The sequence below is a fragment of the Streptomyces alkaliterrae genome (genome assembly GCF_007097205.2).
In the GTDB taxonomy this organism is placed as follows: Bacteria; Actinomycetota; Actinomycetes; order Streptomycetales; family Streptomycetaceae; genus Streptomyces; species Streptomyces alkaliterrae.
The window spans coordinates 1-26,944 of sequence record NZ_VJYK02000034.1 but is presented as its reverse complement, the minus strand read 5'-3'; the positions used below and the strand labels follow the sequence as shown (position 1 = coordinate 26,944).

Annotated in this window: 11 protein-coding genes; 8 read left to right on the top strand and 3 right to left on the bottom strand. The window is 70.1% G+C overall.

Features of this window, described 5'->3' with window-relative positions; all coding sequences use genetic code 11:
- Both FNX44_RS05320 and pglZ read left to right on the top strand, forming a co-directional pair.
- Positions 1-1,282 (top strand): BREX-2 system ATPase PglY family protein (locus FNX44_RS05320; protein ID WP_500273970.1); only part of this gene is annotated, 1,282 nt, incomplete at its 5' end.
- Positions 1,279-4,197, top strand: a complete 2,919-nt coding sequence (gene pglZ / locus FNX44_RS05315; RefSeq protein ID WP_143646783.1) for a BREX-2 system phosphatase PglZ — start codon at positions 1,279-1,281, stop codon at positions 4,195-4,197. The genes FNX44_RS05320 and pglZ, both read left to right, overlap by 4 nt.
- Positions 4,198-4,262: 65 nt before the next feature.
- Here pglZ and FNX44_RS05310 read toward each other — a convergent pair whose 3' ends face one another.
- Together FNX44_RS05310 and FNX44_RS05305 are read right to left on the bottom strand one after the other, a co-directional pair.
- Positions 4,263-5,309, bottom strand: coding sequence for a CBS domain-containing protein (locus FNX44_RS05310; RefSeq protein WP_143646782.1), 1,047 nt, complete (start codon positions 5,307-5,309; stop codon positions 4,263-4,265).
- Positions 5,306-7,123: a GmrSD restriction endonuclease domain-containing protein gene (locus FNX44_RS05305; protein WP_143646781.1), complete on the bottom strand. Its 1,818-nt coding sequence runs from the start codon at positions 7,121-7,123 to the stop codon at positions 5,306-5,308. The genes FNX44_RS05310 and FNX44_RS05305 overlap by 4 nt, the downstream gene beginning before the upstream one ends.
- Positions 7,124-7,303: 180 nt before the next feature.
- Between FNX44_RS05305 and brxD the strand changes: the two genes are divergently transcribed.
- From brxD to FNX44_RS27900, 6 genes are all read left to right on the top strand, one after another.
- Complete coding sequence (brxD, locus tag FNX44_RS05300; protein ID WP_143646780.1) at positions 7,304-8,650, top strand: BREX system ATP-binding protein BrxD; 1,347 nt, start codon at positions 7,304-7,306, stop codon at positions 8,648-8,650.
- Complete coding sequence (locus tag FNX44_RS05295; protein ID WP_143646779.1) at positions 8,650-10,848, top strand: DEAD/DEAH box helicase; 2,199 nt, start codon at positions 8,650-8,652, stop codon at positions 10,846-10,848. The genes brxD and FNX44_RS05295 overlap by 1 nt, the downstream gene beginning before the upstream one ends.
- Positions 10,849-11,177: 329 nt before the next feature.
- Positions 11,178-17,111 carry a DEAD/DEAH box helicase gene (locus FNX44_RS05290; RefSeq protein ID WP_143646778.1) on the top strand — a complete coding sequence of 1,978 codons (5,934 nt, stop codon included), beginning with the start codon at positions 11,178-11,180 and terminating at the stop codon, positions 17,109-17,111.
- A 5-nt stretch (positions 17,112-17,116) separates the two neighbouring features.
- A complete protein-coding gene (locus tag FNX44_RS05285) occupies positions 17,117-19,441 on the top strand; it encodes a hypothetical protein (RefSeq protein ID WP_228449673.1) in 2,325 nt (774 codons plus the stop codon).
- 86 nt (positions 19,442-19,527) lie between these two features.
- Positions 19,528-23,499 (top strand): hypothetical protein, encoded by a 3,972-nt coding sequence (locus FNX44_RS05280; protein WP_153506887.1) that lies wholly within the window; start codon positions 19,528-19,530, stop codon positions 23,497-23,499.
- Entirely contained in the window at positions 23,396-25,468 is a 2,073-nt protein-coding gene (locus tag FNX44_RS27900) for a hypothetical protein (protein ID WP_173019116.1), read from the top strand. Before FNX44_RS05280 ends, FNX44_RS27900 begins: the two co-directional genes overlap by 104 nt.
- A 126-nt stretch (positions 25,469-25,594) precedes the next feature.
- Here the strand turns inward: FNX44_RS27900 and FNX44_RS05275 are convergent, their stop codons facing one another.
- Positions 25,595-26,479: a hypothetical protein gene (locus tag FNX44_RS05275; RefSeq protein ID WP_143646775.1), complete on the bottom strand. Its 885-nt coding sequence runs from the start codon at positions 26,477-26,479 to the stop codon at positions 25,595-25,597.
- Between the last annotated feature and the right edge of the window lie 465 nt (positions 26,480-26,944).

The following is a 26,944-nucleotide window of genomic DNA, read 5'->3' as shown; positions in this document are numbered from 1 at the left end:
CCCCGACTTCGACCCCGACGCCACCGGCACATCCGTCAAGCCCGGAGACGCGAAGAAGGTGTTCACACACGTCCGGGCCGCCGCCGAGGCACGGGACGGGCGGGTGGAAGTCCCCGCCGTCGACCGCAAGCTCATGCAGCGGATCGCCGGGCCGCTGCGGCTCGGGCAGCAGAAGGAAGCGTACTTCGAGCTGTCCCGCTACTGGGCCGACCACTTCCGGCAGCTCGCCAGCTCCCAGGGGGTCACGGGCGACCTGTCCCTGATCACACTCACCGACTGGACGGACAGGCCCGACCCACGCGGCCTGCCGGACTTCCTCGCCCGTCTTGTCGTCGCCGCGTTCGCCGAGATGGACGACCGTGTGTGGGTGCGCGGTGGGACGGTGCTCGACCCCGCGCCCGAACTGTCGGCCATCAAGGACCATGACGCGCTGCGCAGCCAGCCGCTGCCCGCCGAGTCCGAGTGGGACACCGCGCGGCAGCGCTTCGAGACCATCTTCGGCCAGAAAGCGCCAGCCCTGCGGCGGGGCCGCATGGTCAACCAGTTCGCCCGTCAGATCATCGAGGCCGCCCGAAGCCATCGGGAACACGCGGCGGACCTGGTACACCAGTTGGAGGCGCACGCTGCCTTCCTCGGACTCGACCAGACGGCCGATTCTGGTCGGCTCAATCTCGCCCGCCGCTCCCTGCAACTACTCGATGCGCTCACCGCGGAGGCCGGGAAGGGTGCCGCCGGCGCGAAGAAGACGGTGGAGGCCCTCGCCACCTTCGACCTCGGTGACACCAGTGCCGACCGGTACGGCACTTCCGTCAAGCAGGCGCGCTCCGTCGCCGAGGCCGTGGCCTCCGCGCCTTGGAGCACGCTGGAACTCGCCGCCGGCCTGGGTCCCGAAGGAGTGGCGCTGCTCGACTCGCTGCGCAACGTCGCGCATGACGACCAGCGCACGGCGGACCTGCGGGACGCGCTCGCCCGCACCCAGCGGGAGGTCGTCGCCCTCCTGAAGCGCAGCCAGGCCTCCGCCACTCCGCCGCCTGCTCCCGTCACGCCCCCGCCGATGGCTGACGACCTGTCCTTGAACACGCCGACCAGCGATCCGCGTATCCCCTATCTCCCCGAGGAGAAGCCGGCGCCTGTCTCCTCCGGCAGCCGTGCCGCGCGGACGTCAGGGGGGCGCCGTACGACCGCGGCGCGCGCTGTCTCCGACCTTCAGGCGGAGTTGTCCGAGCTGGCCGCACGCCACCCCGAGGCGACCGTCGAGATCAGCTGGAAGGTCGTCGAATGACGGACACCGTCACCGCCGCGCAGGGGGCCGTCCGGCTGAACACCGCGACCGTCACCCAGTACCTGTCCTCACAGCCCTCCCTCGCGACAGCCCTTAGCGACGGGGGCGACGCCGGGCGTCGGGTGGTGCTGCTGCGGTCGACGCCCCAGTGGGACGGGCCCGCCGAACCCGTGTGGGGCGAGGGACGGACAGCCGGTGTGGCCGTGGCACTCTCGCCGCTCGCAGTCCACGAGCTTGTCCTCGACCACCTGGCGGGCCGCCGCCCCGGCCCCGCCGTCCTCGTGGTGCTGACGGACCGGGAGCAGCACGAACTGGACCCGGCGATCCTCGCCCGCGTGTACAAGCAGCGTGTCGACACGGTCGACAGCTGGGAGGTCGTGCGCGAGGCGTTCGGCGCCCGGGAGACCGACACACGCCTCAAGGACATCAACTGGGCCGCTGAAGCCCTTCTTGACGCCAGCCCGCCCGGCGGCTGGCCGCCCGTGCCAGGCGGCTGGCTGTCCCGGCAGTACGCCCTCAGCGCACTCGCCCAGCGCCGGCTGCGTCTCGGGCGCTACGACACCGAGGGCGGCAGCCGGCGCCCCGGCGACGAGCGGCTCGACACGGAGGCACTGCTGCACTGGTCGACGCGACCTGGCGCCCCCGAACGCCTGCTCGCGCTGCGCGGCCCCGAGCGCGCCGGACTGACCGCCTTCCTCGGGGAGGAGGACCAGGCCGGCCTCGCCGGACGCGCCCTGCTCGCCCTGGTCAACGCCGAGCGGGGTGCGGATGCCGCCGCCTTCGGTCTCGTCTGCGCGGCCCTGTGGCAGCACGCCGACCCCGCGCCCGAGACCTACCTGGCCCGCGGCCGTGCCGAACGCTACTTCGGTGAGCAGCCCCCGGCGGCCGGCGAACAGCTCGACGAACTGGTAACCGCCTTTGGCCGGTCCGCTGAGAAGTTCGTGACCACGCTGCTGGCAGCCGCCCACCGGGTCGCGGACACGGACGGGGACCAGGCCCGCGGGGCCCGGCGCGTCACCGGCACCGTCCTCGACCGGGCGGGTGTCCTCGCCCGGCAGTTCGGCGCGCAGGCAGCCGCGGCGGCCAGCCCCGTCATGCGTCGAGGGCTGGAGGCACGGTTCACCGCCGTCGGCAAGGTGCTGGCGGCGGGCGACAACCCCGCCGCGGTGGCGGAGGCCGTTCGGCGCCTGGCGGACCACCGGCTCGCCGCCGAACCGGAAGAGGCCGCTCGCGTGGAGCGCACCCGCATGGGTCAGCGCCTCACCCGCTGGTTGGCGACCGAGCCGGCGGCGGAAGCTCCCACGGTCGCCGAAGCGATACAGCGCCATGTCCACGAGACGGGCTGGGTCGACCTCGCGTTGGAGCACATCGAGGCGGGCGGAGACCCGGACCCCGTCCTCAAGGCCGCCTACGACAGCCTCGGGGCACGGGTCAGGCACCGGCGGCGGCAGATCGACGCGGCCTTCGCGCGTGCGCTGGCCGGCTGGACGGAGGCCGGCACGCAGCCCGGAAGCATGCTCACCGTGGAGACGTTCCTCGATCGCGTGGTCGGGCCGGTCGTCCGGCGGAAGGACGAACGGCGGGTGCTGCTCCTCGTGCTGGACGGCATGAGCGCCGCCATAGCAAACGAACTCGGTGAAGAACTGCGCCGGTCCTGGGCGGAGTACGATCCGCTCCCGGACGCCGCGCCGGTCCGGAGGGCGATGGCCGCGGCCCTTCCCACAGTCACGGCGGTGTCCCGTACCTCCCTGTTCGCCGGGGCGCTGACGAAGGGAACCCAGGCGGACGAGAAGAGGCTCTTCCCCGACCTGAGGCTGTGGAGCGGGGCGCCTGCCGCCGTGTTCCACAAGGACGACCTGCGTACCGGCAACGCGGGCGACACCTTCGGCACGGCTCTCACCGACGCGCTCAACGACGGCAGGACGCACGTCGCCGTTGTCCTCAACGCCATCGACGACCGCCTCGCCAAGGAACAGAAGCTCGGCGACGGCGCCTGGCGCGTGGACGACGTTCCCGGCCTGCGGGAGCTGCTGCGCGTAGCGGCGGCGCAGGGCATGGCGGTTGTCCTCACCAGCGACCACGGCCACGTCGTCGACCGGCACGGCGCGAAGGTCGACGCCGCCGCCGAGCCCGCGTCCGCCCGGCACCGGCTGCCCGGCGGTCCGCTCGCCGAGCGCGAGGTCGCCCTCAGCGGGCCGCGTGTGGTGTGGCCCGAGCCCGGCGCGTCCGTCGTCGCCCTCTGGGACGCCGACTCCCGCTACACGGCGCTCAAAGCCGGCTACCACGGCGGGGCCTCCCTCGCCGAGTTCGCCATTCCCGTGCTTGCCTTCCTGCCCTTCGGAGCCGAACCGCCCAAGGGCTGGCGCGAGCTGGGCGACCAGTGTCCGGCCTGGTGGGCGCCTGGGGAAGCAGGACGGCCGCTGCCGGCAGAGCGCACGGTTCAGCACAGGGCTGCCGCGACTCCCGCCACGCAGAAGAGGCCGTCGGCGCGGTCCCAGGAGCGGCAGGCGGAACTCGACCGGACACACGACGCCCTCTTTGACGTCGCTCTTACCGCAGGGGGAGACGACGCACTGCTCACCCCTACGGTCGTCGCACCGACCGAGGCCCTTGTGGCCGCGCTGCTCGAGTCGGAGGCGTACCAGGCGCAGCTAGGCGGGCTGGCCCGCAAGCCTCAGCCGGACCAGGTCCGCAAGGCGCTCACCGCACTCCTCGACGCGGGCGGCACCCTGCCCGTGACCGCGCTGGCACAACGCGCGGGTATGCCCACCACTCGGGCCGACGGCTTCGCGGCGGTACTACGCCAACTCCTCAACTACGACGGCGTGCAGGTCCTGGAGACCCTCCCGGACGGGCGGACGCTGCGACTCCACGAGACCCTGCTGCGCGAACAGTTCACGCTCGGAGCACGCTGACCGGCGCTGCCGAAGGCGCCGCTCCCGCCGGGCCGGGGCACCGGCCCTGGCCCGACGGTCGGTTTTCAGGACACAAACGCCCGCAGCAGCTTCGCGAAGGTCGTCAGCTCGTCCAACATCTCCTGCGGCAGCGGCTTCTCATCGAAGTGGGCGATCCTGTTGCGGATGTCCTTGACGCGCTTCAGCCGGCTGACGAACTGCTCCCTGGGCATGTTGGGCCATTTCAGCGCCTCCCAGTTCGCGTCGGCGCGTTCGGCCAGCGACGTCTTGTTCTGATCGCCGTCCAGGAGCTTCAGATAGTCGCCGAACATCAGGTCCGATACCTGGCCGGTGCGCTGCTCGGCACGCTTGTTCGTCTGGACGGCCCTGATGCTCTCCTCATCGAGTGCCGCGCCCAGGCAGCGACGCAGCAGGGACTCGATCTCCCCGACGATGAAGAAGGGGCGCGCCGCGCCCTCGAAACGTTCCGTGACGTCCGCGGCGGTGACGATGCCCGAGAGGCAGCCGTCGTCGCCGCGGACCAGGAGGTAGCCGTGTTCGCGGATGACCGGGAGGGCGGCGAAGAACTCCTGGCGGGCGTCGGCAAGGGGGAAGGAGTCCTTCTCCATCGCGTTGTCCAGCGTCGGTGTCTTGCCCGCCTCGTACATCTTGGCCACGGACCCCCATGTGACCACGCCGTGGATCTGCGCCATACCCGAGGTCACCGGGACCTGCGAGAGGCCCTTTGTCCGCATGAGGAAGGTCGTCTGCGCCAGCGGAGTGGCGGGGCCGACGGACAACAGGCCGCGCCGGGCCGAGGGGATATCTCCGAGCAGAAGCCGCTGCGGCAGTGCTGCCGAGGGTAGCGCCTCGTCCGCCTCGTCCTCCTCTGTGTCGGCGGGGGAGGGCTGAGCGGGCACGGAGGCGAGAGGCACGACATCGACGGTCGTGCGCGGGCCGCAGATGGCGAAGTGCGGCAGCGTGGTAAGCCCGGCGTCGGTGAGTATCTGCGAGATCCGGTGCACCGTCCGGTGGTCGCGGACCCTCACCTGGAACAGGTCGAGAATCTCCTGCACCGGCACGGTTCTGCCCTTGAGCGCGGCCAGGTCCTGTCCGCTCGGTGCGGCGGTCATCGAGCGTCATCCTCCGGGAGGTCGCGGAGCATGGTCCGCTTGCCCATGGCGGCATGCACGAGGTCCTGCAACTGTCTGGAACGATCGCGGTAGAACCGCGCGTAGTCGTTCACCCGGAGGGCCTCCGGATCGATGAGGTGAGTGGTCAGCACGTCGTCGAACCACTCGGGACGCATGTCGGACGCGGCGATCAGCGTGGGCAGGTAGGCCGACGGCGCCCCTGTCATGTCCATGGCTGCCCGGTAGGACAAGGGGGTCTTGTTCACGATCGAGTTGGTGGGCAGACCCTGGTTGCTGCCCCGCCGGAACCAGGTCTTGGGGAAGATCTGACGAACGTCGACGCTGTACTCGTCAAGCCGGCCCGGGCTCAGCGGGGCGTTGGTGTGGTGCCAGTCGACGGCGCCCTGCTTGATCAGCAGGGCGTAGATGCCCTTGTACGCGGCACTGTTGCGGGTGGTGAGGCTGTCGAGACGGTCGGCGAAGAAGAACGCGTCCGCGACCGTGTCGGGCGTCCTGTCATCTTGCGCGATCCAGGGGACGAGCTGTTCGACGTCCCGGGTGAAGCGGGTTTCGGTGGAGCCGCCGTACATCTCCCCGAGGACTCCACACCAGAACCACTGCTCGATCTTCTCCTCCGCCCCCAGGCTGTCCGTCGCCGTGTCGAGGATGGCGCGGACGGCCGCCAGCGGGACGAGCTGGGTCTTGTACGGCAGGTCGTTCGGGCGGACGATGCACTGCCGCTCCAGGAAGTCGCCCACCCAGGCGAAGGCTTCGGCGAGTCTCGGCGCCAGGCGTACGAAGTCGGCGAGCGGCAGGTCGAGCAGGTCCCGCCGCTTGCAGGACACGGTCGCCCCGACGCCGTCCTGCTTGCGTTCCCAGGTGCGTACCAGGGCGATGGACTGAAGGAAGTCGATGCTGCTCAGCCCGTTCTCGAGGCCGCTGTCCAGACGGCCGAAGACCGGGTACTTGCTCGCCAGCGCCTGCTTGACCTCCCGCCACACCTCTGGGAGCTGGTAGTAGTCCCCGGACCGTTCCACGTGCTCCCGGTCGCCGGCGTACGTGGCAGTGAGAAGCTCGAAGACGTTCAGCGGCACGCCACCGGTGTTGACCCGCTCGAAGACCGCGCAGACGGCGTCCATGGAGGTCGACGCGGCCAACCGGATCATCGGCACCTGGAAGGCGCGGATCTGCTGCAGCACCGACTCGTCGAACTGACCCCACAGGTCCCAGTTCCGGTCCTCGTCGGCCTTGATGTACGTCTTCTTCCACTGGTTCACGCGCGGCGCGTCGAAGACGAGGTGCAGAGGGAAGAGCCCGGCCGCGCACTCGTCCTCGGTGGTGCTGAGGTCCAGTACGACAGTGCGATTGAAGTCGGCGCGCAGAACCTTGTCCGACGGGACGGACACGATCGCCTCGTCACGGTCCGAGGGCGATCCCACGGCCTTGGCGATGTCGACGTAGTACCACCGCTGGATGGGCTTGCCCCGGGCGTCCGCCGTCTCAACGGGAGCGTCCGACCACAGGGACTGGAAAAGCGAGGTGAGGCGCTGCTGTCCGTCCAGCAGGAGCAGGTCCGCGGCCGGGTCTCCGTCCGGGCGCGCCCCGGTAAGGGTCCGAGAACGGAAGCGGGTGGCCCCGCCGGTCTGCAGGGTCATCACCACACCGAGCGGGTAGTCCAGCGTGACGGTCGCGATGATCGCCCGAATCCGATCGTCGTCCCACTTCCAGTTCCGCTGGAAATCGGGCAGTTGGAGGGAACCTGAGGCGACGTCCGCCAACACTTCCCTCAGTTTCACGTTGTCGAGTGCCGCCACGCTCTTCCCACTTCCCACCCCGGCGTATCTACGGAGAGTGATTCCAGCAGTGTCCACGGGTGATCGTCAACCCGAATCGGCAAAGGACAAACGCTGAGCACGCGCGGGTGGCGGTCCACTGGTCGGGTGCCGGTCGCCGATCCGGTGCGGTGGTGATCGGGGAAGTGGAAGACTGGTCGGGTGAGCAGCATCGGATCATCGCGCCCCGCCCAGGTGAGTGCCGCCCGCCGTCGCACCGTCATCGACGCCCTCCGGCGGGGCGCCGTGCCCGAGAGCGGGCTCGACCTGCTGGCCACCGGACTCGACCGGTTCGAGACCGCCCTCGACGCGGAGCTGGACGCCGTGGCGTCCGGCGGCTCGGTGTTCAAGGCAGTGCGCGGCGAATACGGGTCCGGCAAGACGTTCTTCACCCGCTGGCTGGGGGAGCGGGCCAAGCGCCGCAACTTCGCCGTCGCCGAGATCCAGGTCTCGGAGAACGAGACGCCGCTGCACAGGCTGGAGACGGTCTACCGGCGACTCACCGAACGGCTCACCACCTCCAGCTTCCCGCCCAGCGCCCTGCGCCCCGTGGTCGACGCCTGGTTCTACGCCCTGGAGGAGGACGCCCTCGCCGCCGGCGCCACCGAGGAGGAACTGCCCGGCGAGGTGGAGAAGCTGCTCGTCGCGCGGCTCGCCGAGGTCTCCCGGCATGCCCCGTCCTTCGCCACCGCCCTGCGCGGCTACCGCGTCGCACTGGCTCAGGGCGACGAGGCGACCGCCGCGGCAGTCCTGGCCTGGCTCGGCGGCCAGCCGCACGTCGCCGCTTCCGCCCGCCGATCGGCCGGAGTGCGCGGCGACCTCGACCACTTCGGGGCGCTCGGGTTCCTGCAGGGGCTACTCACCGTGCTGCGCGACTCCGGGCACACCGGGCTGCTTGTCGTCCTCGACGAGGTGGAGACCCTGCAGCGGGTCCGGTCGGACGCCCGCGACAAGGCGCTCAACGCACTGCGCCAGCTCATCGACGAGGTCCACTCCGGCCGCTTCCCCGGCCTCTACCTCGTCATCACCGGAACGCCCGCCTTCTACGACGGCCAGCAGGGCGTGCAGCGCCTCGCCCCGCTCGCCCAGCGCCTCGCCACCGACTTCACCACCGAACCCCGCTTCGACAACCCCCGCGCCGTGCAGATCAGGCTGCCCGGCTTCGACCAGGAGTCCCTCGTTGGTCTCGGCATCACCATCCGCGACCTGTACGCGGAGGCCGCCGTCTCCCCTCAGCGCGTACAGGACGCCGTCGACGACAGTTACGTCGCGGACCTCGCGGGTGCCGTCGGCGGGGCGCTGGGCGGCAAGGTCGGTGTGGCGCCCAGACTCTTCCTGAAGAAGCTCGTCGGGGACGTCCTGGACCGGGTGGACCAGTTCGAGGACTTCGACCCCCGGCAGCACTACCGGCTTACGGTGGCGGGCAGTGAACTCACCGACGTGGAAAGGAACCTGGCCGCCGTCCCCGGCGACACCGTATCGGCCGACGACATCGACCTGGAGCTGTGATGGCGGAGGGCGGTAGCCGGGTCGGGAAAGGGCCGGAAGGGAAGCCGGTCGATGTACTCGACCGGCTCGACCCCGTCGTCCTCCACCACATCGTCAACACCCTCGGTTGGCCCGACCTGCGCCCCCTCCAGCGGGCGGCGATCACCCCGGTCATGGAGGGGCAGGACGCCGTCCTGCTGGCCCCGACGGCGGGCGGCAAGACCGAAGCGGCCTGCTTCCCCCTGCTGTCGGCCATGACCGAACGGAACTGGACCGGCACGTCCGTCCTCTACCTGTGCCCGCTCAAGGCGCTGCTCAACAACCTGATCGGCCGGGTTGACTCGTACGCCCAGTGGCTCGGCCGCCGCGCGGCGCTCTGGCACGGCGACACCAAGGAGTCGCAGCGGCGACGCATCCGGACCGAGGCGCCGGACATCCTGCTCACCACACCCGAGTCGCTGGAAGCGATGCTCATCGGGGTCAAGACCGACCACGCACGCCTGTTGGGGAGCGTCCGGGCCGTCGTCGTGGACGAGGTGCACGCCTTCGCCGGCGACGACCGCGGATGGCACCTGCTCGCCGTGCTCGAACGCCTGGAGCGGGTCGCGGGACGACGCATCCAGCGCATCGGACTCTCGGCGACCGTCGGCAACCCGGCCGAACTGCTGCACTGGCTGCAGGGCGCCGGCGCCGCGAACCGTAGCGGACAGGTCGTCGCCCCCGGAGTGCACCTCCCCGCGACCGGCGGCACCGGACACGGAGCCCCGACCACCGCCGAAGCCTCCCGCCGACCCGCCGGTGAGGTCGAACTCGACTACGTGGGCTCCCTGGAGAACGCCGCCAAGCTCATCGCCGCTCTGCATCGGGGAGAGAAGCGGCTGGTCTTCTGCGACTCGCGCAGCCGGGTCGAGCAACTCGGCGCCGCCTTGCGGGCCCGCGAGGTGACTGTGTTCCTGTCCCACGCCTCCCTCTCCGTCGAGGAACGCGCCCGCTCCGAGCAGGCCTTCGCGGAGGCGCGGGACTGCGTGATCGTCTCCACCTCCACCCTCGAACTCGGCATCGACGTGGGCGACCTGGACCGCGTCATCCAGATCGACTCGCCGGCGACCGTCGCCTCGTTCCTGCAACGCATCGGCCGCACCGGGCGCCGCGCCGGCACCGTGCGCAGTTGCCTGTTCCTCACCACCCGCGAGGACACGCTGCTGCAGGCGGCGGGGCTGCTGCTCCTGTGGTCGCGCGGCTGGGTGGAGCCGGTCGTCCCCCCGCCCGAGCCCCGTCACCTGGTGGCCCAGCAACTGCTCGCCGTCACCCTGCAGGAGAACAAGCTCGGCGACCGGCTCTGGGACCGGCAGTGGAACGGGCTCGCCCCCTTCGACCGCTCGGCCGCGCCGATCCTCCGCTACCTCACCGAGGAGGGCTTCCTCGACACCGACGGCGGCATGCTCTTCGTCGGCCCCGAAGCGGAACGCCGCTTCGGCAGGCGGCACTTCATCGAACTCACCGCGTCCTTCACCGCGCCACCCCAGTTCACCGTCCTCTCCGGGCGTACCGAGATCGGTCGCACCGACCCGAGCGTGCTGACGGAGGAACGCCAGGGCCCCAGAAGGCTGTTGCTCGGCGGGCGCAGCTGGCAGGTGACCTACATCGACTGGCTGCGCAAACGCGTCTTCGTAGAGCCCGCCGACGGCGGCGGCATCGCCAGGTGGATGAACGGCGGCGTCTCGGGACTGTCGTACGCACTGACCCGTGCCATGCGCGAGGTGCTGCTCGGCACGGATCCGCCGGTCTACCTCACCCGGCGGGCGGAGGCGTGCCTCGCCGAACAGCGGGAGTCCGACGCACCCGGCACCGTGCACCCGGGCGGCACGCTGGTGACCCGGGTGGGCAGCGACGTGCGGTGGTGGACGTGGGCCGGCCACCGGGCCAACGCCACGCTCGCGGCGACGCTCCGCTCCGTCACCGACCCGCTACAACGCCCCGCCGACGCCTGGCTCCGCCTGCGCGAGGACCTGACCCCGGCCGACTGGCGAGCGGCCCGTCAGGACATCGGCGAGAGCCTTGTCCTGCCGGACGTGGACCGCCGGGCCGTGCGCGGCCTGAAGTTCTCCGCCGCCCTCCCGGAACGCCTCGCCGTCGCCACGGTGGCGGCCCGCCTGGCCGACTTCGAAGGCGCCCGCTCGGTGCTGAGCGAACCAGTCCGCTTCCAGCACGAAAGCTGAGCGGGCCGAGCGGGTGTGCGCAACAGAACCCCGTCCTTTCGGTGACGACTTCGGTGATTCCGGGCGGCGGCGAGGCGCGGCGCGGAAGAATGTCTGGCAATGACAGCAGGCGTCTCCCGTCTGTCCGGCACTTCCCCAGTTCGCATCAGGTTTCCGGCAGGTCTGCTGCCCTGGTTCTCGGCGAGTTACCCATCCGTAGTTTCTCCTTGTAGTTCCATTGTTTTCCAAGAACCCCTTAGGATGGGTGGCCACGTTCCGGTTCCGCGGGGAGCCAACGGCATGGAGCGGCGCGGCCGTTGCAGACCGTGGCTGTGTGAGGAGGGGTGTGGATGCCTGAGCGGCCGGCGGTGTCCCCGCCTTCGTTGAAGATCGTGGAACTGGCCCGCGCCCTCTCGAACGGGACCTCTGAGCGGGACCTGCTCGCCGAAGCCAGAAAGCAGTTCGGGACCTTGCCGGAGCAGCGGTTTCGCAAGCTGGTCGCCGAGGCGGTCGGTGGAGGGCTGCTGACGGTTTCGGCTGACGGTCTGGTGACCGTCGCTCCGCATGAAGCGGAGGCGCCGGCCCGGTCGGCGTTGCCCCGGCCGCAGGCGACGGTCGGCGAACAACCTGATGACAAGCCGTCGGCTGAAAGGACTGTGCTGCGGGCCGTCGCTCTGGACCTCGAGAGCGTTGTACGTACGACCCCAAGGGCCCCGTACGTGGAGCGGCATGTCTACGACGTCGCCGCAGTCAGGTTCGGCGCCGATACGGGATGGGCTGCGGCGGAGCCCCGCTGGCAGCGGTATCTCAGATTCCCGGGTGACGACGAGCAGTTGCGGGACGCCGGTGTGCGGGAGGCCGTGTGCGGCCAGGGAGTGTCGCCGCGAGTGGCGTGGACGGAGCTGACTGAGTTCCTGTCGGGCTCCGATGTCGTCGTCGCCTACAACGGCACGGCGCTGGACTTCCCCGTCGTCACAGAAGCGGCATCAGCGGCCGGCGTTGACGACCCGTTCGGCCGCGTGCGACTCGTCGACGCGCTGTACCTCGCGCATGCCGTCTGGCCGACGGCCTCTTCCTACCAGCTGGGGGAGCTGGCGCGAGATCCCGGCGTGCCGCAAGATGACCTGCGCCCACACACGGCGGCCGCTGACGCGACTCTGATGGTCCGCCTCCTCACCCGGGCGGCCGCCGACTTCGCGAGCTGGGAAGAGGGGCTGCGCGACCTTGTCGCCGACGTCTGCCCCGACTCCGACGCGTGGCGGTTGTTACGCGAGCTGGCCGAGGGCGAGGCCTGCGCCGAACGGCAGCCACTGGTGTGGGAGCAGGCGCACGTAGCTCGACTGCTGGGCGCTGAGATCGCCTCCCACGCTCCGCGCCGGAACGCTGACGGACGGGCACCGGGCCGTGGTGCCGTACGAGTTCCGGAAGTTTTGCGTGGTGATGACGGAGGGGTCGAACCGACCGCGCTTGCCCAGGTTGTACATAAGGACCGCGTTGAACCCCGGCCGGCTCAGCAGCGGATGGCCGCGACGCTGCGCGACTGGACGGCTCGGGGCACCGGCGGACTTCTGGAAGCACCCACCGGTACCGGAAAGAGCTATGCCGTGCTCGCCGCCGCGCTGGACTGGCTCGCCGGTGACAAGGGCCGTACTGCTGTAATCGCCACCTACACCAAGCAGTTGCAGAGCCAACTGGCCGGCGACATCCAGAACTTGGAGCGAGCTCTGCCCGGCATCCTCGGTGTCGCCGACCTGGTCAAGGGCAGGTCCAACCGGCTCTCCCTCGCGGCTCTGACGAAGGCACTTGCCGACGCCACACACCCCCACCGGTTCGATGACCCGGGGCGCGCCCGGCTCACGCGGCAACGCCACTTCCGTGAACTCGCCGTTTTCCTGGCGCTGCGGCTGCTCGGGTCCAAGGCGCCCCCGTGCTCTTGGACCGCGCGGTCGGTGGACCCCGTTGACCTGCCCGCCTTCTTCGTCGACTACATGGGGCGGTCCCTGGCGTTCTGGCTTGAGGCGCTGTCCCAACGCGACGGTGACTACGGGCCCGGCGCGGACAACCCGCTCGCCGCGCACACCGACACCGTCCGGGAGGCCCTCCGCAGCCACCGACTCGTCCTCGCCAACCACGCGCTGGTCCTCTCTCATCTGGACGATCTCCGAGCCGAGGGCCCCGATGTGCTTCTTGTGATCGACGAGGCGCACGAGCTGGAGAACGCCGCCACCTCCGCGCTGACCGTGGCCGTCGACTACCAGGACCTCGAAGCGCTCCTGTCGGAATACTCGGCATGGCTCGAGGAGGTCCACCATGGAGCCGCGGACGAACAGGCGGCCACCTCCGTGGCAGGCCTGGATCGGCTGCTCGACGACGAACGGCTTCCCCGGCTGGCCGCGCAGGCGTTCGACGCCCAGGCCAGGGGAATGGGCGTGCGTGTCGGCACCCGCGCGACCACCCTCGCCAGCCCGTTCACCGGCACCTCCGGCACCCGACACACCCGGCGGCTGTTGCTCCTGCTGGAGAGCATCGCCAAGGCGCTTGTGTCCTGCCGTATCGCACTGGTGCGGTACCTCGCCCAGCACGCCGCCCGGGTCGACCCTTTGGCGCGGGAGCGTCTGAGCGCACTCGCGGAACGTACCGACTCCCTCACCACCGCCCTCGACCGCATCACGGCCGACATCCGGGCCTTCCTCGACCCCGCTGCCACTCTGGACCAGGTCCTGCCCTCCTGGGTGGTACATCTGGAGGAAATGGGCGAACCCAGGGCGGAGCTGCGTGCCTACCGGTTCCGCGTCGCCACCAGCCCCGTCGACCTGCCGGACGCCCCGGAGTGGCGCCGCTACCTGCAGTCCTTCGACCGCGTCCACTACGTGTCCGCGACGCTGCGCGTCGCAGGGAGATGGGACTTCGTACGGAGCCGGCTCGGGCTGTCCGAGGAGCTACCGACGCTCGCTCTGCCCTCCCCGTTCAACCTGCGCGGCCAGGCTGAAGTCGTGTGCTTCTCCGACTTTCCCTCCTGGGCCGAACAGGAGGAGGGTGCCCTGCGGACCGTGGCCCACCAGGTCGCCGGATTCGCCGCCGAGATGACACGCGCGAGGGAGGACGGGTGCGGAGTCGACGGGGGCGGCATGATCCTCACCACCGCCCGTTCGACCGCGGCGGGCATCGGCTGCCACCTGACGGCCGAGCTGCGCTCCCGCGGTCTGGACACGCCGGTCGTGGAGGCGCTCACACTCGGCAACAGTCGCGCGTGTCGATACTTCACCGACAAGCGGGACGGCGGGGGGTTCCTTGTCGGAACCAAGGGCCTCTGGCAGGGGGTCGACGTCTCCGCCCCCGGCCGGCTGCGTCTCGTCTGGATCAACAAACTGCCCTTCGCGCCTTTCGCCGCTCCGATTGTGGAGGCCCGGCGCGCGGCGGTCGCCGAACGGGCCGAGCGCGCCGGCCACCCGGACCCCGACGGAGCCGCCACCGAGCACTACTACCTGCCGCTCGCCGCCCTCCAGCTTCGCCAAGCCGTCGGCAGGCTGATCCGCACCAGCTGGCACCGAGGCGTGGTGGTGATCAGCGACCGCAAACTGGCCGGGGCGAGCAGCCTGCGTCGCTCCTACCGGCGTGCCTTCCTCGGCAGCCTCGACGACGGACTGGAACGCCCTGGCCCGGACACCGGGGACGTCGGTGGCAACAACGTCACGACGATGGCCGAAGGCTGGCGGCGTGTCTGGCAGTTCATGGCAGCCCACGCTCTCCTGGACCAGACGCGGGCCGCCGAACTGTGCACCGAGGAAGCTCTTGAGCGTCACACCCAGCTCCCGCACACCCTGCGTATCCGCGAACTCGCCCTGACCACCGAGGAGACGCGAGAACTGCGAGAGCAGGGGCTGCTCGTGCAAGAGGTGACGGACCGCTGTGCCCATGTCGGTGGCCTGCTGCGGCTCGGCAGCACGCCCGTGATCCTCAAACCGGCCCAGCTGGCAGTCATCTCCGCCGTGGCCGAGGGACGCAACGTGCTCGGCCTGCTGCCCACCGGGTTCGGCAAGAGCTTCACATTCCAGTTGCCCGCGCTGGTCCTGCCCGGTGTCACCGTGGTCGTAAGCCCACTTGTCGCCCTCATGCACGAGCAGGCGCTCGAACTCAACCGGTCGATCGGTGGTGCGGTTCGCGCGTTGATCTCCCCGCTACGCGAGTCCAGCAGCAGAGCCGGCAAGACGGAGGTGTCGGACCAGCTTCGCGGCCGCGCAGAGCACGGCATCCGGCTTATCTATGTCAGCCCGGAACGGCTCTGCCAGCGGCGCTTCCGGGAGACGGTACGTGCGGCTGCGGCGGCGGGCCGACTGTCCCGGATCGCCGTCGACGAGGCGCACACCCTGGCGCAGTGGGAGGACTTCCGGCCCAGTATGCGTCGGGTCAGCAGGTTTCTGGACGAGCTACGCCGAGACCACGGGGTGGCCGTCACCGCGGTGACGGCCACCGCCAACCGAGCCGTCCACGAAGCGCTGCGCGAAGGTCTCTTCGGCGTCCCGGCCGAGGTACCGGAGACCGGCTCGGTCCAGGCGACCACCGAGGCCGAGCGTTCCGGTGTCCTCGGCGGACTCGTGACGGTGACCGAGAACCCGATCCGTCCCGAACTCGCCGTCTTTCGCCGGTCCGTCGACCGGCTCGGCCAGGGCGGTGTGGCGGGCTTGGTCGAGCATGTTGTCGGCGAGCTCCACGGGCACGCCATCCTGTATTGCCTCACCGTCAAGGAGGTCAACACCCTCTACACGCACCTGCGCGAGTACTACGGAGACGCCGGTGTACGCGTGCTGCGGTTCCACGGTCGTCTCACGGAGCCGGAGAAGGCCGCCGTCATGAGGGAGTTCCGGGACGCGTCCCGAGAGGGCGACGACGGCTTCGTACCGCTGGTGGTGGTAGCCACCTCCGCGTTCGGGCTCGGCGTCAACCGGCCCGACGTGCGGACGGTGATGTGCGTGTCACCGCCCACGGACCTGGCCGCGCTCTACCAGCAGCTGGGACGGGCCGGCCGGGACAGCGCGGGCTCGACGACCGGTGACGGGCCCGTCAACAGCGGACTCGCCCTTGCGACAAGCAGGGGTCTGCGGCTGGTTCGCTTCATGACGGGCCAGGAACTGTCCTCCTCACTGCTATGTCGCATGGGTGCCCTAGTCCTCGCGCAGCAGGACGGCACGCTCGACCCGGCATGTCTCGCAGACGTGCTCATGGCCGAGGATGCTGCGAGTGGTGCACTGAGTGCTGCGGAGCTGGACGACCGGCACACCCAGGAGCGCTACCAGGGCGGCATCATGCGGGTGTTCAGCGCACTCGCCGACCTCCGAGCGGTCGAGGACCTCGGCGACCACCCGCCGTACTGTGCCGTCAGGCCCGGCGATCTGCGACCGGCCGACCCCAGCGCCGGCCAGCGACTGGAGCAGACTGTCATCGACGTCGCCCTGTCCTGGGAAACCCCACGACACGTCGACGTTCGCATCCTTCACGAACAACTCGCCTCCCACCACCCCGACTACCGCTCGATCGCCGACGGGCCCGCAGCAACCTGGGAGCTCCTGGCCGACCTCCACGACCGCGGACTCCTCGACGTCTCCGCGGCACCCAGCCGCCGCCTCGTCACCGGTGTTGCTGTCCGCACCAGCGCCCTGCCCGAAGGCTTCCTCGCGTTGCTCCGCAGACGAGGCCGCCGCACTGCCCAGGAACTCGCCCACCTGCGGAACTTCTTCGATGCGACCACGACCTGCGCCCAGCGGCTCTTCGCCGACTACTTCGGCGTCACCGACCTGCCCGAGGACTGCTGCAGCACAGCCGGCCGTCGCTGCTCTGCCTGCTGGAACACCGGGCGATGGCCTGTGGAAGAGCGGCGCCCCGTCATCGCCGAGGCGTTTGACAGCCCACGCCCGCGCGAGGGTGGCGGGATCGATACCTCGCTACGGGAGCAGCGGATCGACCTCCAGATCCACCGGTTGCTGCAACTTCAACCGCGGGGCGCGCATCCGCGCCGCCTGTGGCATGCGTTGCGCGGCGACGAATCCTCCTACCACCCGGGGAGCCGAAGAATGGTGCCCCTGCCAAAAGCAATGCGGGAAAGCCGCCACTTCGGGGGCCGCGCCGACCTCCCCTACTCGGCAGTCGGCGCAAGCCTCACCCGGCTGGCCGCCGCCGGGGCCGTCGTCGAGGGGCCGGACAGCCGCTGGCGGGCCGTACGCCCGCCACGACCCCCGAGGTCCCATCGGACGAGAGCCGGATCCGAGCGGAAGGACGACGGGAAGTGACCGCGATGACCACCACGGAACCGGACGTCTGGCGTCCGTACGAGGACGAACCCGTACTGACCCCCGCCATGGCCGGCGGATACTCGGCCACACCCGCCGGGGAGCTGGCGCGGCTGCGCCGCTATCTGGAGGCGGTCGCAGCGGACCGCGCGTGTCCGCTGCACACCGCGGTCGCGTTCAACGCGGCCTACTTCGGCTACGAGCGCGGCGGTGAGGGTTACGGGAACGGCCCCTTCGATCTTGACGCTTTCCCCAGACTGACACTGGGCGACGAAGTGGCGGTGCTCCCCGTCGGGGCACTCGTCCGGATAGACACCGGCTCCGATCCGCTGTACGCGGAGATTGTTTACAAGGAGGGCCGCCATCCGGCCCTTGATGAGGGCGACGAGATAGCCGGGTGGGTGTCAGGTGCCCCACTCGGCGCGTCCGGTCCGGAGAGGCCTGAGCAGATGCGGCGCCCCGTTCGCCGGGAGCTGCTCGTCCCCGACCTCACCGCCTTCGGCCCCGCGTTGCAGCTCGGCCAGGCGAAGCTACGACGCTTCCGGGCCCGCCAGAAGTGGCTCAACAAGGACGGCCATGTTGTGGTCAGTGCCCGCTACGGCTCCCCGGAAGAGGCCGGGCTCGACGACACGACCGCCTTCGCACTTCACCTGCTGGCCCACCAGCGCGAAGCGCTGCTGAGCCCCCTTGTGCCGGTGTCCGTCGCGCACCTCACCGGGAGCAGCCGCGAGGAGCAACTCAGGGAGGCGCTCGGGGGGCTACTGGACACCGTCGATCACGTCCTGCGCACCAGCGACAACCTGCGGAGCTGGGGCCACTACGCGCTGACGCGTGTGCGCGTGGCGGCCGGACTGCGCCACGACGGGCCGCTGGGAGGAGACGACCTGCGCGCCCTCACGGGCTCGCTCGAACGCGGTGCCGCCCCTGCGACCCGTCGTCGTCACGGACTGAACGGCTCCCGAACCGTCTACACGGCGATCGGACCGTGGCTGCGTGGCGTCGACGGCGCCGCGCCACTGCTGACCTGTCTCGAATACGCGGTCTCCGTGTGCCGAGCCAACCTCGCGGTCGCGGACTTCGTCCGCGGCGATACGGACAACGGGCTGCGGGCCGAGACCGACGTACGCATCACCTTCGACGACGGCTTCGAGAACGGCGGCGTCTGGCGGTCCCACCACCCGGGCTCGCAAGGAGCGGACGGCAGCGATCCGCTGCGCCCGGCGGGGCGTGGCTGGCGTGACGCGGTGTGTGCGCCAGCGTCGCACCAGACCGCCGCCCTGCCCCCGCTGGGCGTTCCTCCGGAGGAGGAGGCGGAGGAGGGCAGGAGGGACATCGACGCCCTTCCGGTGGACATCCCGCTCGCGGACGACGACCTGCTCGGCCAGCCGAACTACCTGCGGATCAACGACAGTGAGCTCTGCTGGCGGTTGCCCCTGCGCCTGGCGCACCTCATGGACGGCACTCTGCCACTACCTCCGAGAGCTCGGGAAGCTCTGGCATGTCTCGGCGTCGACGCCGCTCCGGTGCGCCTCGAACTCAGCCACCCCGGTGGCGAGCTCGACGCCGAGGAGGAAGTTCAGGAGGTACTACTGAAACTCGGAGGAGACAGCGGCATGCTCCGCGGCGTCCAGTGGCCCATCGATTTCTTTCCCGGGCTGTGCCTGTACGTCCAGTGGCCGCGCGGCGGCACCGTGTTCCGGCTTCGCACCATCGAACTGGACGACCCCGTCGAGGTCGACGGGCAGCTTGTCGCGCACCGCTACGACCCCGGGGTGCTCACCAGGGAAGGAGCTCCGGGCAGCGGCCGTTACGGCGACTCCGCCACCGGCCTCGACACCCGGCATCTTGTCCTGCGTGCCGTACGACGCTTCGGCCGGCTCACGCCAGACGGACACGCCCTTCTTGACCGAGCCGCTCTTCCCCGAGGCATCTACCACACCGCTCCTTCCCCGCACCAGGTCAGCGCCCTGGCGCAGGCCATCGACCAGCTCCTCGCCGAACGGTACCTGTACCCGGCCACCGGCAGCCGAGGCGCGGACGGCCAGCCCCACCATCCTGCCCGTGAGGGCGAGCCGCGCATCGCCCTGGTCGGCTACGCGCCGAACACCGTGGTGGTACCGCGGTCGGGCTCGGCTGACCGAGTGCCGCCGCGGGTGCGCGGCGTTGAGCACTTCGTCCATGGTTTTCTGCGGAGACTGCCCGCTGGCGCGGTGCCGCAGGACACACAGCGCGCCGCCTACCGCGAACACTGTCGCCACGTCGGGAAGGCGGATGGCTGGGAGCTGCCACCCGGCTACACGTTTGTCACCGCGCACCTTCGTCGACGCTGACCGCCCTGCCGGATCTACCGGGCAATCGCGCCCCCGTACACCCGGCAGGCTCAAGAGATTGGGACTGAATGACCCGAAGCTATCCCGTGGTCGCCACGCCCCCGTTCTCCCCCCAGGGAATGCGGGTCGGACTACTCAAGGAACTCGCCGAAGCGCTCGACGGCCTCGGACCGGTCATTGACACCGCCCTCGACGTCCTCACCGTCGCGGAGACCGAACTGGCACTCAACTCCCTCGGCTCCAAGGACCGTCAGGCGATCATGCGCGGCCTCGGCTTCCGTAAGGTCGAGCCGCGCCGGTTCGGGCGAGTACTCAGCGAACAGGTACTCAAACGGGTACGTCGGGGGGACGACACCCACCGCCTGTGTGCGGTCTCCCATCTCACCGCCCGGATCATGGACGACATCGACCGCCTGGTCGGACAGCCTGGGCCTGACCGCACCGGCGACGGACTCGTGGACCGCTGGGGTACCCGGCTGCTCCAACTGGCGATCTTCTCCCATCTGCGGTCCTCGGTGTTCGATGCCCATCTGCTTGTGTGGGTGGTGGAACACGACTGGTTCGGTGCCGAAGTGGATGAGGCCACTCGGGACGCGGTGCTCAAGGTCGCTCAGCAGGTGATCGACGAGGCCTGCGGCCTCGACCATGTCACGACCTCGCACGAGGAGGCTCCAGCCGGGGATCCACGCACGACCGCGGTCGTCCCGACCCCCCGGCTGCCAGGCGACACGTCGTGTCTATCCCAGTCCGAATGCCAGCCGAAGTGGAGCCGACAACATCCGGAAGAGCAGGAGCTCCTTGACGACCTGACCGCGGCCGAGGAGCAGCTGAAGAACGTCGTCGAGAAGGCGCGTGATGCCGCCGACCGGGCGCGTGCCGCACTGCTGGAAGGGCGCCCGCCCGCTGATACCGACCTGACTCTCCTCGCCGCCGTCGCCTCCGCATTCTCCCGCGCGCGGGTCGCGCTCGCCACGGTAGGAGCGACCGACGTCCCAGACCGTCTCGCCGATGTCCTCGAGGCGATCGGTGAGCAGCGGGCCCGAGCGGAACGGAGGAAGAGAAACGCCGAGACGCGTCGGGTGGTGGCGACGGTGGCCGCGCTCGACTGCTCCCCGGACAGCGCGGTGTCCACCGTCATCGCGGACGCCCGGCAGCGTGCGGAGAGGCTGCTCACCAAGCGAGAATGGGACGAACAGGACGAGGCGTGCGCGCAGGTCCTCGCACTGCTGGTACGCCTTGCCGGCATGAAGGACCGGTCCGACGCACAGCAGGAGGTCGTTGCGCTCCAGCAGCAGCTGTCGGTCGCGCATCCCCCGTACGCCGTGGCCGCCGTCCTGTACCAGCAGATCGCGGTGGCCGAGGACGGCCCCGTCTCCGAGGTCCAGGCAACCCCGCAACCCGAAGACCCCGCCGAAGCCCAGCGGACACCGGGCCCCACCGGGTGCCCCGGGCCGGCCACCAGAACGGATGACACTCCGGGCTCCGATGGGGATCGGGACGACCCGGCTATCAGTTCCGACCCGGTCGAACGCCTCTCCCAGTCGGCAGACGCGATGCCGCAGCGCCCCTCGTCGCCTCTCACGGCCGCCGAGACGGATGGCACTGACCGCGTAGAGCCCAGGGACGTCGAGCCGGTGCTCGCCCGGCTCATCGCGGAGAAGCGGTTCGGGCTCGCCGCGCAGCTGGCGCAGGCTACCGACCGCCCGGCTACCGACGCCGCCGCGATGCGCCTGGCATCGGCGGCCACCCTGCTACGCTCCGGGACGGGGCGTGTGGCTCAGTACATCGAGGAGTCACTGCACGACTGGGAGGGCCACGAGGAGAGCGACACCGACGCGCTGTCCTTGCTTCTGCTACCCACACTGGTCAACGCGGCCCTCGTGACAGGCGCCCCCGTGGTCGGCGCCCACCTGCGGGCACTCGCCCCTCAACTTCCCGACGCTCTGCACGAGATGGCGATCATGGTGGGGGAGCGCGCTCTGCAGGGAGCCCTGCTCATCGCCCCGCCCCACGCGGTGATGGCCGACGTCTCCCAGTCCGAGAGTGAGCTGCGCGCGGCCGTGGACGCCTGCCAGGCCCTGCTCTCTGTACCACGGCTGCGCTTCCAGCGGGCCAGTGCGATCGTGCAACGCTGGCTGGCCCCGACGGGCCTGCTGGGCAGCGCGCTGGCCGCGATCGTCGCGGGGGCCCCGGACGCCGAGCAGCGCGCGGACGAGCTCCTGGAACAGCTCACTCGGCGCAGCCAGGTCGAGGGCGCGATCGACGAGATGGACGCTGCGTTGCGCGGGCCAGGCGGACGCGGTATCCAGGGCTCGGGCCGCAGCAACGTCCGCCACTGCCTTGAGCGGGTGCGGGACGCCGTGCGGCGATGGCGTGCGCTCAAGCGCGATCTGGAAGCGGTGCGCGAGGAGGAGAATGCCTGGGCGTTCCAATCCGTAGCCTCGCTGCGGCTGTCTCTGCTCGGCCTACGCGACCGGGTCGCTGACGATCTCGCCGCGGCCGAACGCAGCTCCGCTGTCCTGGCGAAGGCCACCGCCCACGTTGCTCGCGATCTGTTCGCGGAGATCTTCGCCGGGCTTGACTCCGGCGTTCGATCCGCCGCGACGGGGCCCGAGCCGGACGTCCACCAGGTCATGAACGCCGAGCTGTACAAGGCGCCCCTGCCCGTGCCGGCCGGGCGGGTGACGGTGGAAGACCTGCTGGAGGCCGTGGACCGCAGCTGGGACGAGGCGATCGAGTACCAACTCCGCCATGACGAGTTCGGCGTGATTCACACCATCATGGACCTGGCGGACCTCCAGGTGCTTCCAGCCCTCCACACCCTGACTCTCCCCGAGGAGCGTCGGGCACGGCTCGCCGCGACAGAGCGGAACCGTCGCACGACGCTCGCGGACGAGCAGCGGCAGCTGGCCGCCCGGCTCCGGCGATCCCAGGCGGACGCGGCGCTCACCGTTGAACAGGACGTCAACCTACAGGAGTTGCTGGCGGACGCCAGGGCACACCTGGCGAATGACGCGCCCGGCGAGCTGGCCGCGGCCCGCCGCAAGCTAGACCGGGTCGAAGCACTCCTGCCTCGGTACCGTGAGGAAGCCGCCGAGCGGCTTCGCGCTCGGCTGAGCGCGCTCACGGACGTGAGCGCTGAGGACCGGGAACGCGTCCTGCGCAATGTGGACACCGACAGCCTGGCCACCGCGACCGAACTTGTGTACTTCCTCGAACTGGGCGAGCCGGTACCGGAGATCAGGTCCGAGGACTCGCACCTGGAGGCCTTCTTCCCCGCGGTGCCCGACGCGCTGCCGGGCGGCGTCAACGCGGAGCTGGTCGCGGCCGTCCGAGGCCGTGGCCGGTACGTCGACCACGCAGTGTTGGACTACGCCGGTCTGCCGGAAGAGGAGGCTGAGCGGGCCGCCTCGGCGCTGGAGTTGTGGAGCGGCCTCGCCGCGACCCGCGACCCGCGACCGCAACAAGATCAACCCCAGGTTGAGTCTCAACCCGGCCTTGTCGCTGCTCGGGTTCGAGACCGATCGGGCCCGGCCGCTGGACGACCTTCCGCGGGGGAAGGACTACAAGTTCTTCGAACTGGTGAATGTTCAGGTCACCGGCCGTGCCTGGGCACCGGCCTTCGGCTCGCAGATCAGGGATCGGGGAGGAAAGCTTCGCACTCTTCTGATCTGGGGGCGGCCCGCGGCCAAGTTGCTCATCACCCGCGCCCTGCAGGATCCGGACGAGAGCAGCTTGCTTGTTGTCCACTTCGGAACGCTGGACAGCAGGACCCGTATCGAGTTGGCCGCCGCCTCCCGGGACACCAAGCCGATCCTGGTGGTCGACGACGCGGCGCTGGCCTATCTCATCGCGCATGGCCACCGGCGCGTGGACGCCACGACCGAGACGCTACTTCCGTTCTCGGCGGTCAATCCTTACATCAAGGAGAAACGAGGCCAGATCGGCCGGGAGATGTTCTACGGTCGGGACCGGGAGCGCAAGAGCATTCACGACCCGACCGGGACTCAGATCCTCTACGGCGGTCGAGGTCTGGGCAAGTCTGCACTGCTCGCTGACGCGGGAGACCGCTTCGAGGAACAGCGCCCCGGAGCGCATCACAAGCTGTACCTCAACCTGGACAAGATCGGTATCGGTCGGGGTACGGCACTCGGTGCCGAGGCCATCTGGCCGACCCTGGACCAGGAGTTGATCAGGCAGGGCGTGCTGGAGGAGCCCCGACGCCGCGGCCCGAGCCTGGACTCGTGGCAGCGGGTCACCGGCGGGATCACCTGCTGGCTCGCCGAGGATTCCGACCGGCGGCTGCTCATCCTGCTCGACGAGTGTGACCGCTTCTTCGAGGCGGACGTGCCCGAGTGTACGGAGACCCGGCGGCTGCGCGGTCTGGGCGACGACTCGCGTGGCCGGGTGAAAGTCGTCTTCGCCGGCCTGCACTCGGTGCAGCGCTTCACCCGGCTCGCCAGGAACGGCCCGTTTAGTCACCTTGCGCAGACACCGACGGTGGTCGGACCGCTCGCCCCTCAGTTCGCAGCCGACCTGATCGTTCACCCGACGCGTGCCCTGGGCTTCGAGTTCGCCGATGTGGACCTCGTCAACCGCGTGCTGGGTTTCTGCTCGTACCAGCCCTTCCTGCTGCAGATCTTCGGCAGTCGGATGGTGCAGGTGATGCAGGACAAGCGTGCGCGGGGAACGCTCGCCCCGCCGCCGTACACGATCGAGGAGTCCGACGTGGACGCGGTTGAACAGGACGCCTCCCTGCGTTCGGACATCACGGCGGCGTTCAAGGACACCCTTGCCCTGGACGACCGATATCACGTCATCGCCAACGTCCTCGCACAGCACGCCCGTGACAACGGGCTGCAAACCCGTCTCAGCGACCGGGAGTTGCGTGAGGAATGCGCGGGCTGGTGGCCCGGGGGCTTCGAGCAGCTGGACAGCGAGGGCTTCCGGGCCTACCTGCAGGAGATGGTCGGCCTTGGTGTGCTGGCGCCGAACAACGACGGTCAGGGCTGGCACCTGCGAGGGCCCAACGCGTTGCGCATGATCGGCACCGCGCAGGAGATTGAGGCGCGGTTGCTGCGAGCTGAGCAGGAGTCCCGGCTGGAGGAAACCGTCGTTCTGGAAAGCCGCCCCGTCCTTGACCGCAGATCCGCCCCCCTCACCATCGACCAGATCGACTACCTGTTGGGTGAACCTGTCAACCAGGTCCGTGTGGTTCTTGGTACCCAGGCGACCGGCGTCGCCGACGTGGAGCAGACACTGCGCGAGGTGACGGGCAGGGTGGCGGGCTGGTCGGTTCGCGCGACCCGCAGCGCCAAGGAGTTCCGCGATGAGCTCGGCTTCGCCGGCTGCGCGGACAAGCGGCGACTGATCATCAGCGATCTCTCACTACGCAGCGAGAAGTCCTGTCGGGGCTCTCTCGAGCTGGCCAGATCGGTTCTTCCCAAGGCCGCCGGGGCGACCCGCTCGGTGGTCCTCGTGTCGGGCGCGGCGCAGCTCGGCTTCTGGTCGGAACTCCTCACCGGTCCCGATGCCGATCACGACACCGTCGTGGTGCTGCGCCGTCACGACCCGCGCAGCCTGAAGGACTGGACGCAGCGGCACAGCCTGTTCGAGACGGAGGAGCGTCTGACGCGTCTGTCGGCGGTGACCGGTGGCTGGCCATACCTGCTGGACAGAGCGCTGTGGCTACGTGAGCGCCGACCCGACCAGGACCGGGTCCTAGCGGACCTGACCACGTGGCTGGGGCAGCGGGGCGGCGCCGAGCAGTTCGTGGACACGGTGGGTCTGCTCGAGAACGAGACGCTCAAGTCCGCCTACGACGGGATCGTCGAACAGCTCGGTACCGGTTGGCACGACGAGGCCTACCACGTCACCGCTGTGGAGATGAACGGCCTCCCCGCCGAACGGGCGCGCAGGGCCGTCGTTTGCCTGGAGGCACTTCAGGTGTTCGACCGGGACGGAACGCGCCTGCGCGTCGAGCCGGTCCTCCAGGCGGCGATGGAGCTGCTGGCTGCGGGGAGATGACAGCCCTCCGTCAGGCCGCGGATGGGATGAGCGTCAGGTCCACTCACTCACCACCGACCGTCCCCGTGCCTCAGTGCTGCCAGGCTGGAGTACGGGGGCGGTGGCGCCGCTCTCTCTCGCCGGGTGTCAGCGGCCAGTCGTGTCCGCGTCACGCCGTGCGCTGTGCGGCCGCGCCGCGCCGAACAGTCTTTGGGAGTCGGTGAGTCCGGAGCGAGCGCGCTCCGCAGCCACTGATCGTTGAGTGTCGTCGGACTCCTGGTGGACCGCGGCTTCGGTGTGTGCGGCGGAGATCACCCGGGCCGGATCGAGATCGTCGGCGTACGCGCCGGGAATGTTGAGCGCGAAGCGGCGCAGCAGTTGCCAGGCGGCGTTCGACGGAGGGTGACCTGCTGTGGTGAGTCTCTGTATTTGTTCGGCTGTGCCGACGGCATGCGTGAGGAAGTCGACGCGTGGGCTGAGCGGTCCGAGGACGCGCCGCTCGAGCGGCCACACCGACACGGCCAGCAGGCCACGCGCGGGCGTGAGGTGGTCATGAGTGAGCGCCGCACAGATGTAGTACGGGCGAGCATACCCCTGGGCGTTGAAGGATCGTTCCTCGTCGCGGCGGAGGGAGGCGAGCTTGGCCGCGACGAGCGATCCACTGAAGAACGCCTCGTGCGCGGCTGAGATGAGCTTCGGGGCGGCGGGAGCTCCGAGCAGGGTGAGAGCCTGGTGGACCTGCTCGCGGACCGGGACAGCCCCCTGGGAGGAACGTTTCGCTTGGGGTGTCGGTCGCGAGGAGGGCGTCGGGTCGAGTGGTGGTCGCCCGGTCGGTCCGGGCGAAGGGGGCTGCCTGGTGTCGTACTCGACCGCCTCCTCGGCGTCCAGCGCGGCCTCCCAGGCGGTTTCCACCTCACGAAGTTCGCAGCGGACTTGGGCGACGGTGGCGGAATCACGGGCGCGGCGGGCCTCGCGCAGCAGGGCGCGCAACTGTACGAGCTGCTCCTCCAGATCCTCCAGCGATGCGGTCATGAGGGCAGTGTACCGTCCAGTAAGCCAGATAATTCCAACTAGAACCAATGTTTTCCAAGGATTCTCCAATGCTCGGGCAGGCAGTGCCTCCGAGGTATCGGTCGAGCCCGCTGAACTGCGCTCCGACAGGTGAGTAAACAGGTGAGTAAGGAGCACAGCGGCGGTGGGAACAAGCGGCTGGAGCCGGCACTTCGGACTCTGACGGTTCGGCGACGACCTCTGCTCCTGGCCATCTCCACTATGACAAGCACGCGGCCGGGCCTGGTCTCGGACTCCGGCCTGTGTGGGGGAGGATGGGGAACCATGTGGCAGGAGAGCCGAGACCGTGTTCGTAGACGCCGGCTGGGGGTCGGCCGGTCGGCAGCCGCCTCCGTGCTGCCGGTATTGCCGTGTGGGGTGTTAGGGGCGATCGGGGCCCTCGCCGCGTTGGTGGTTGTGGTGCTCGGGGTGCGGTACGCCGGGGGC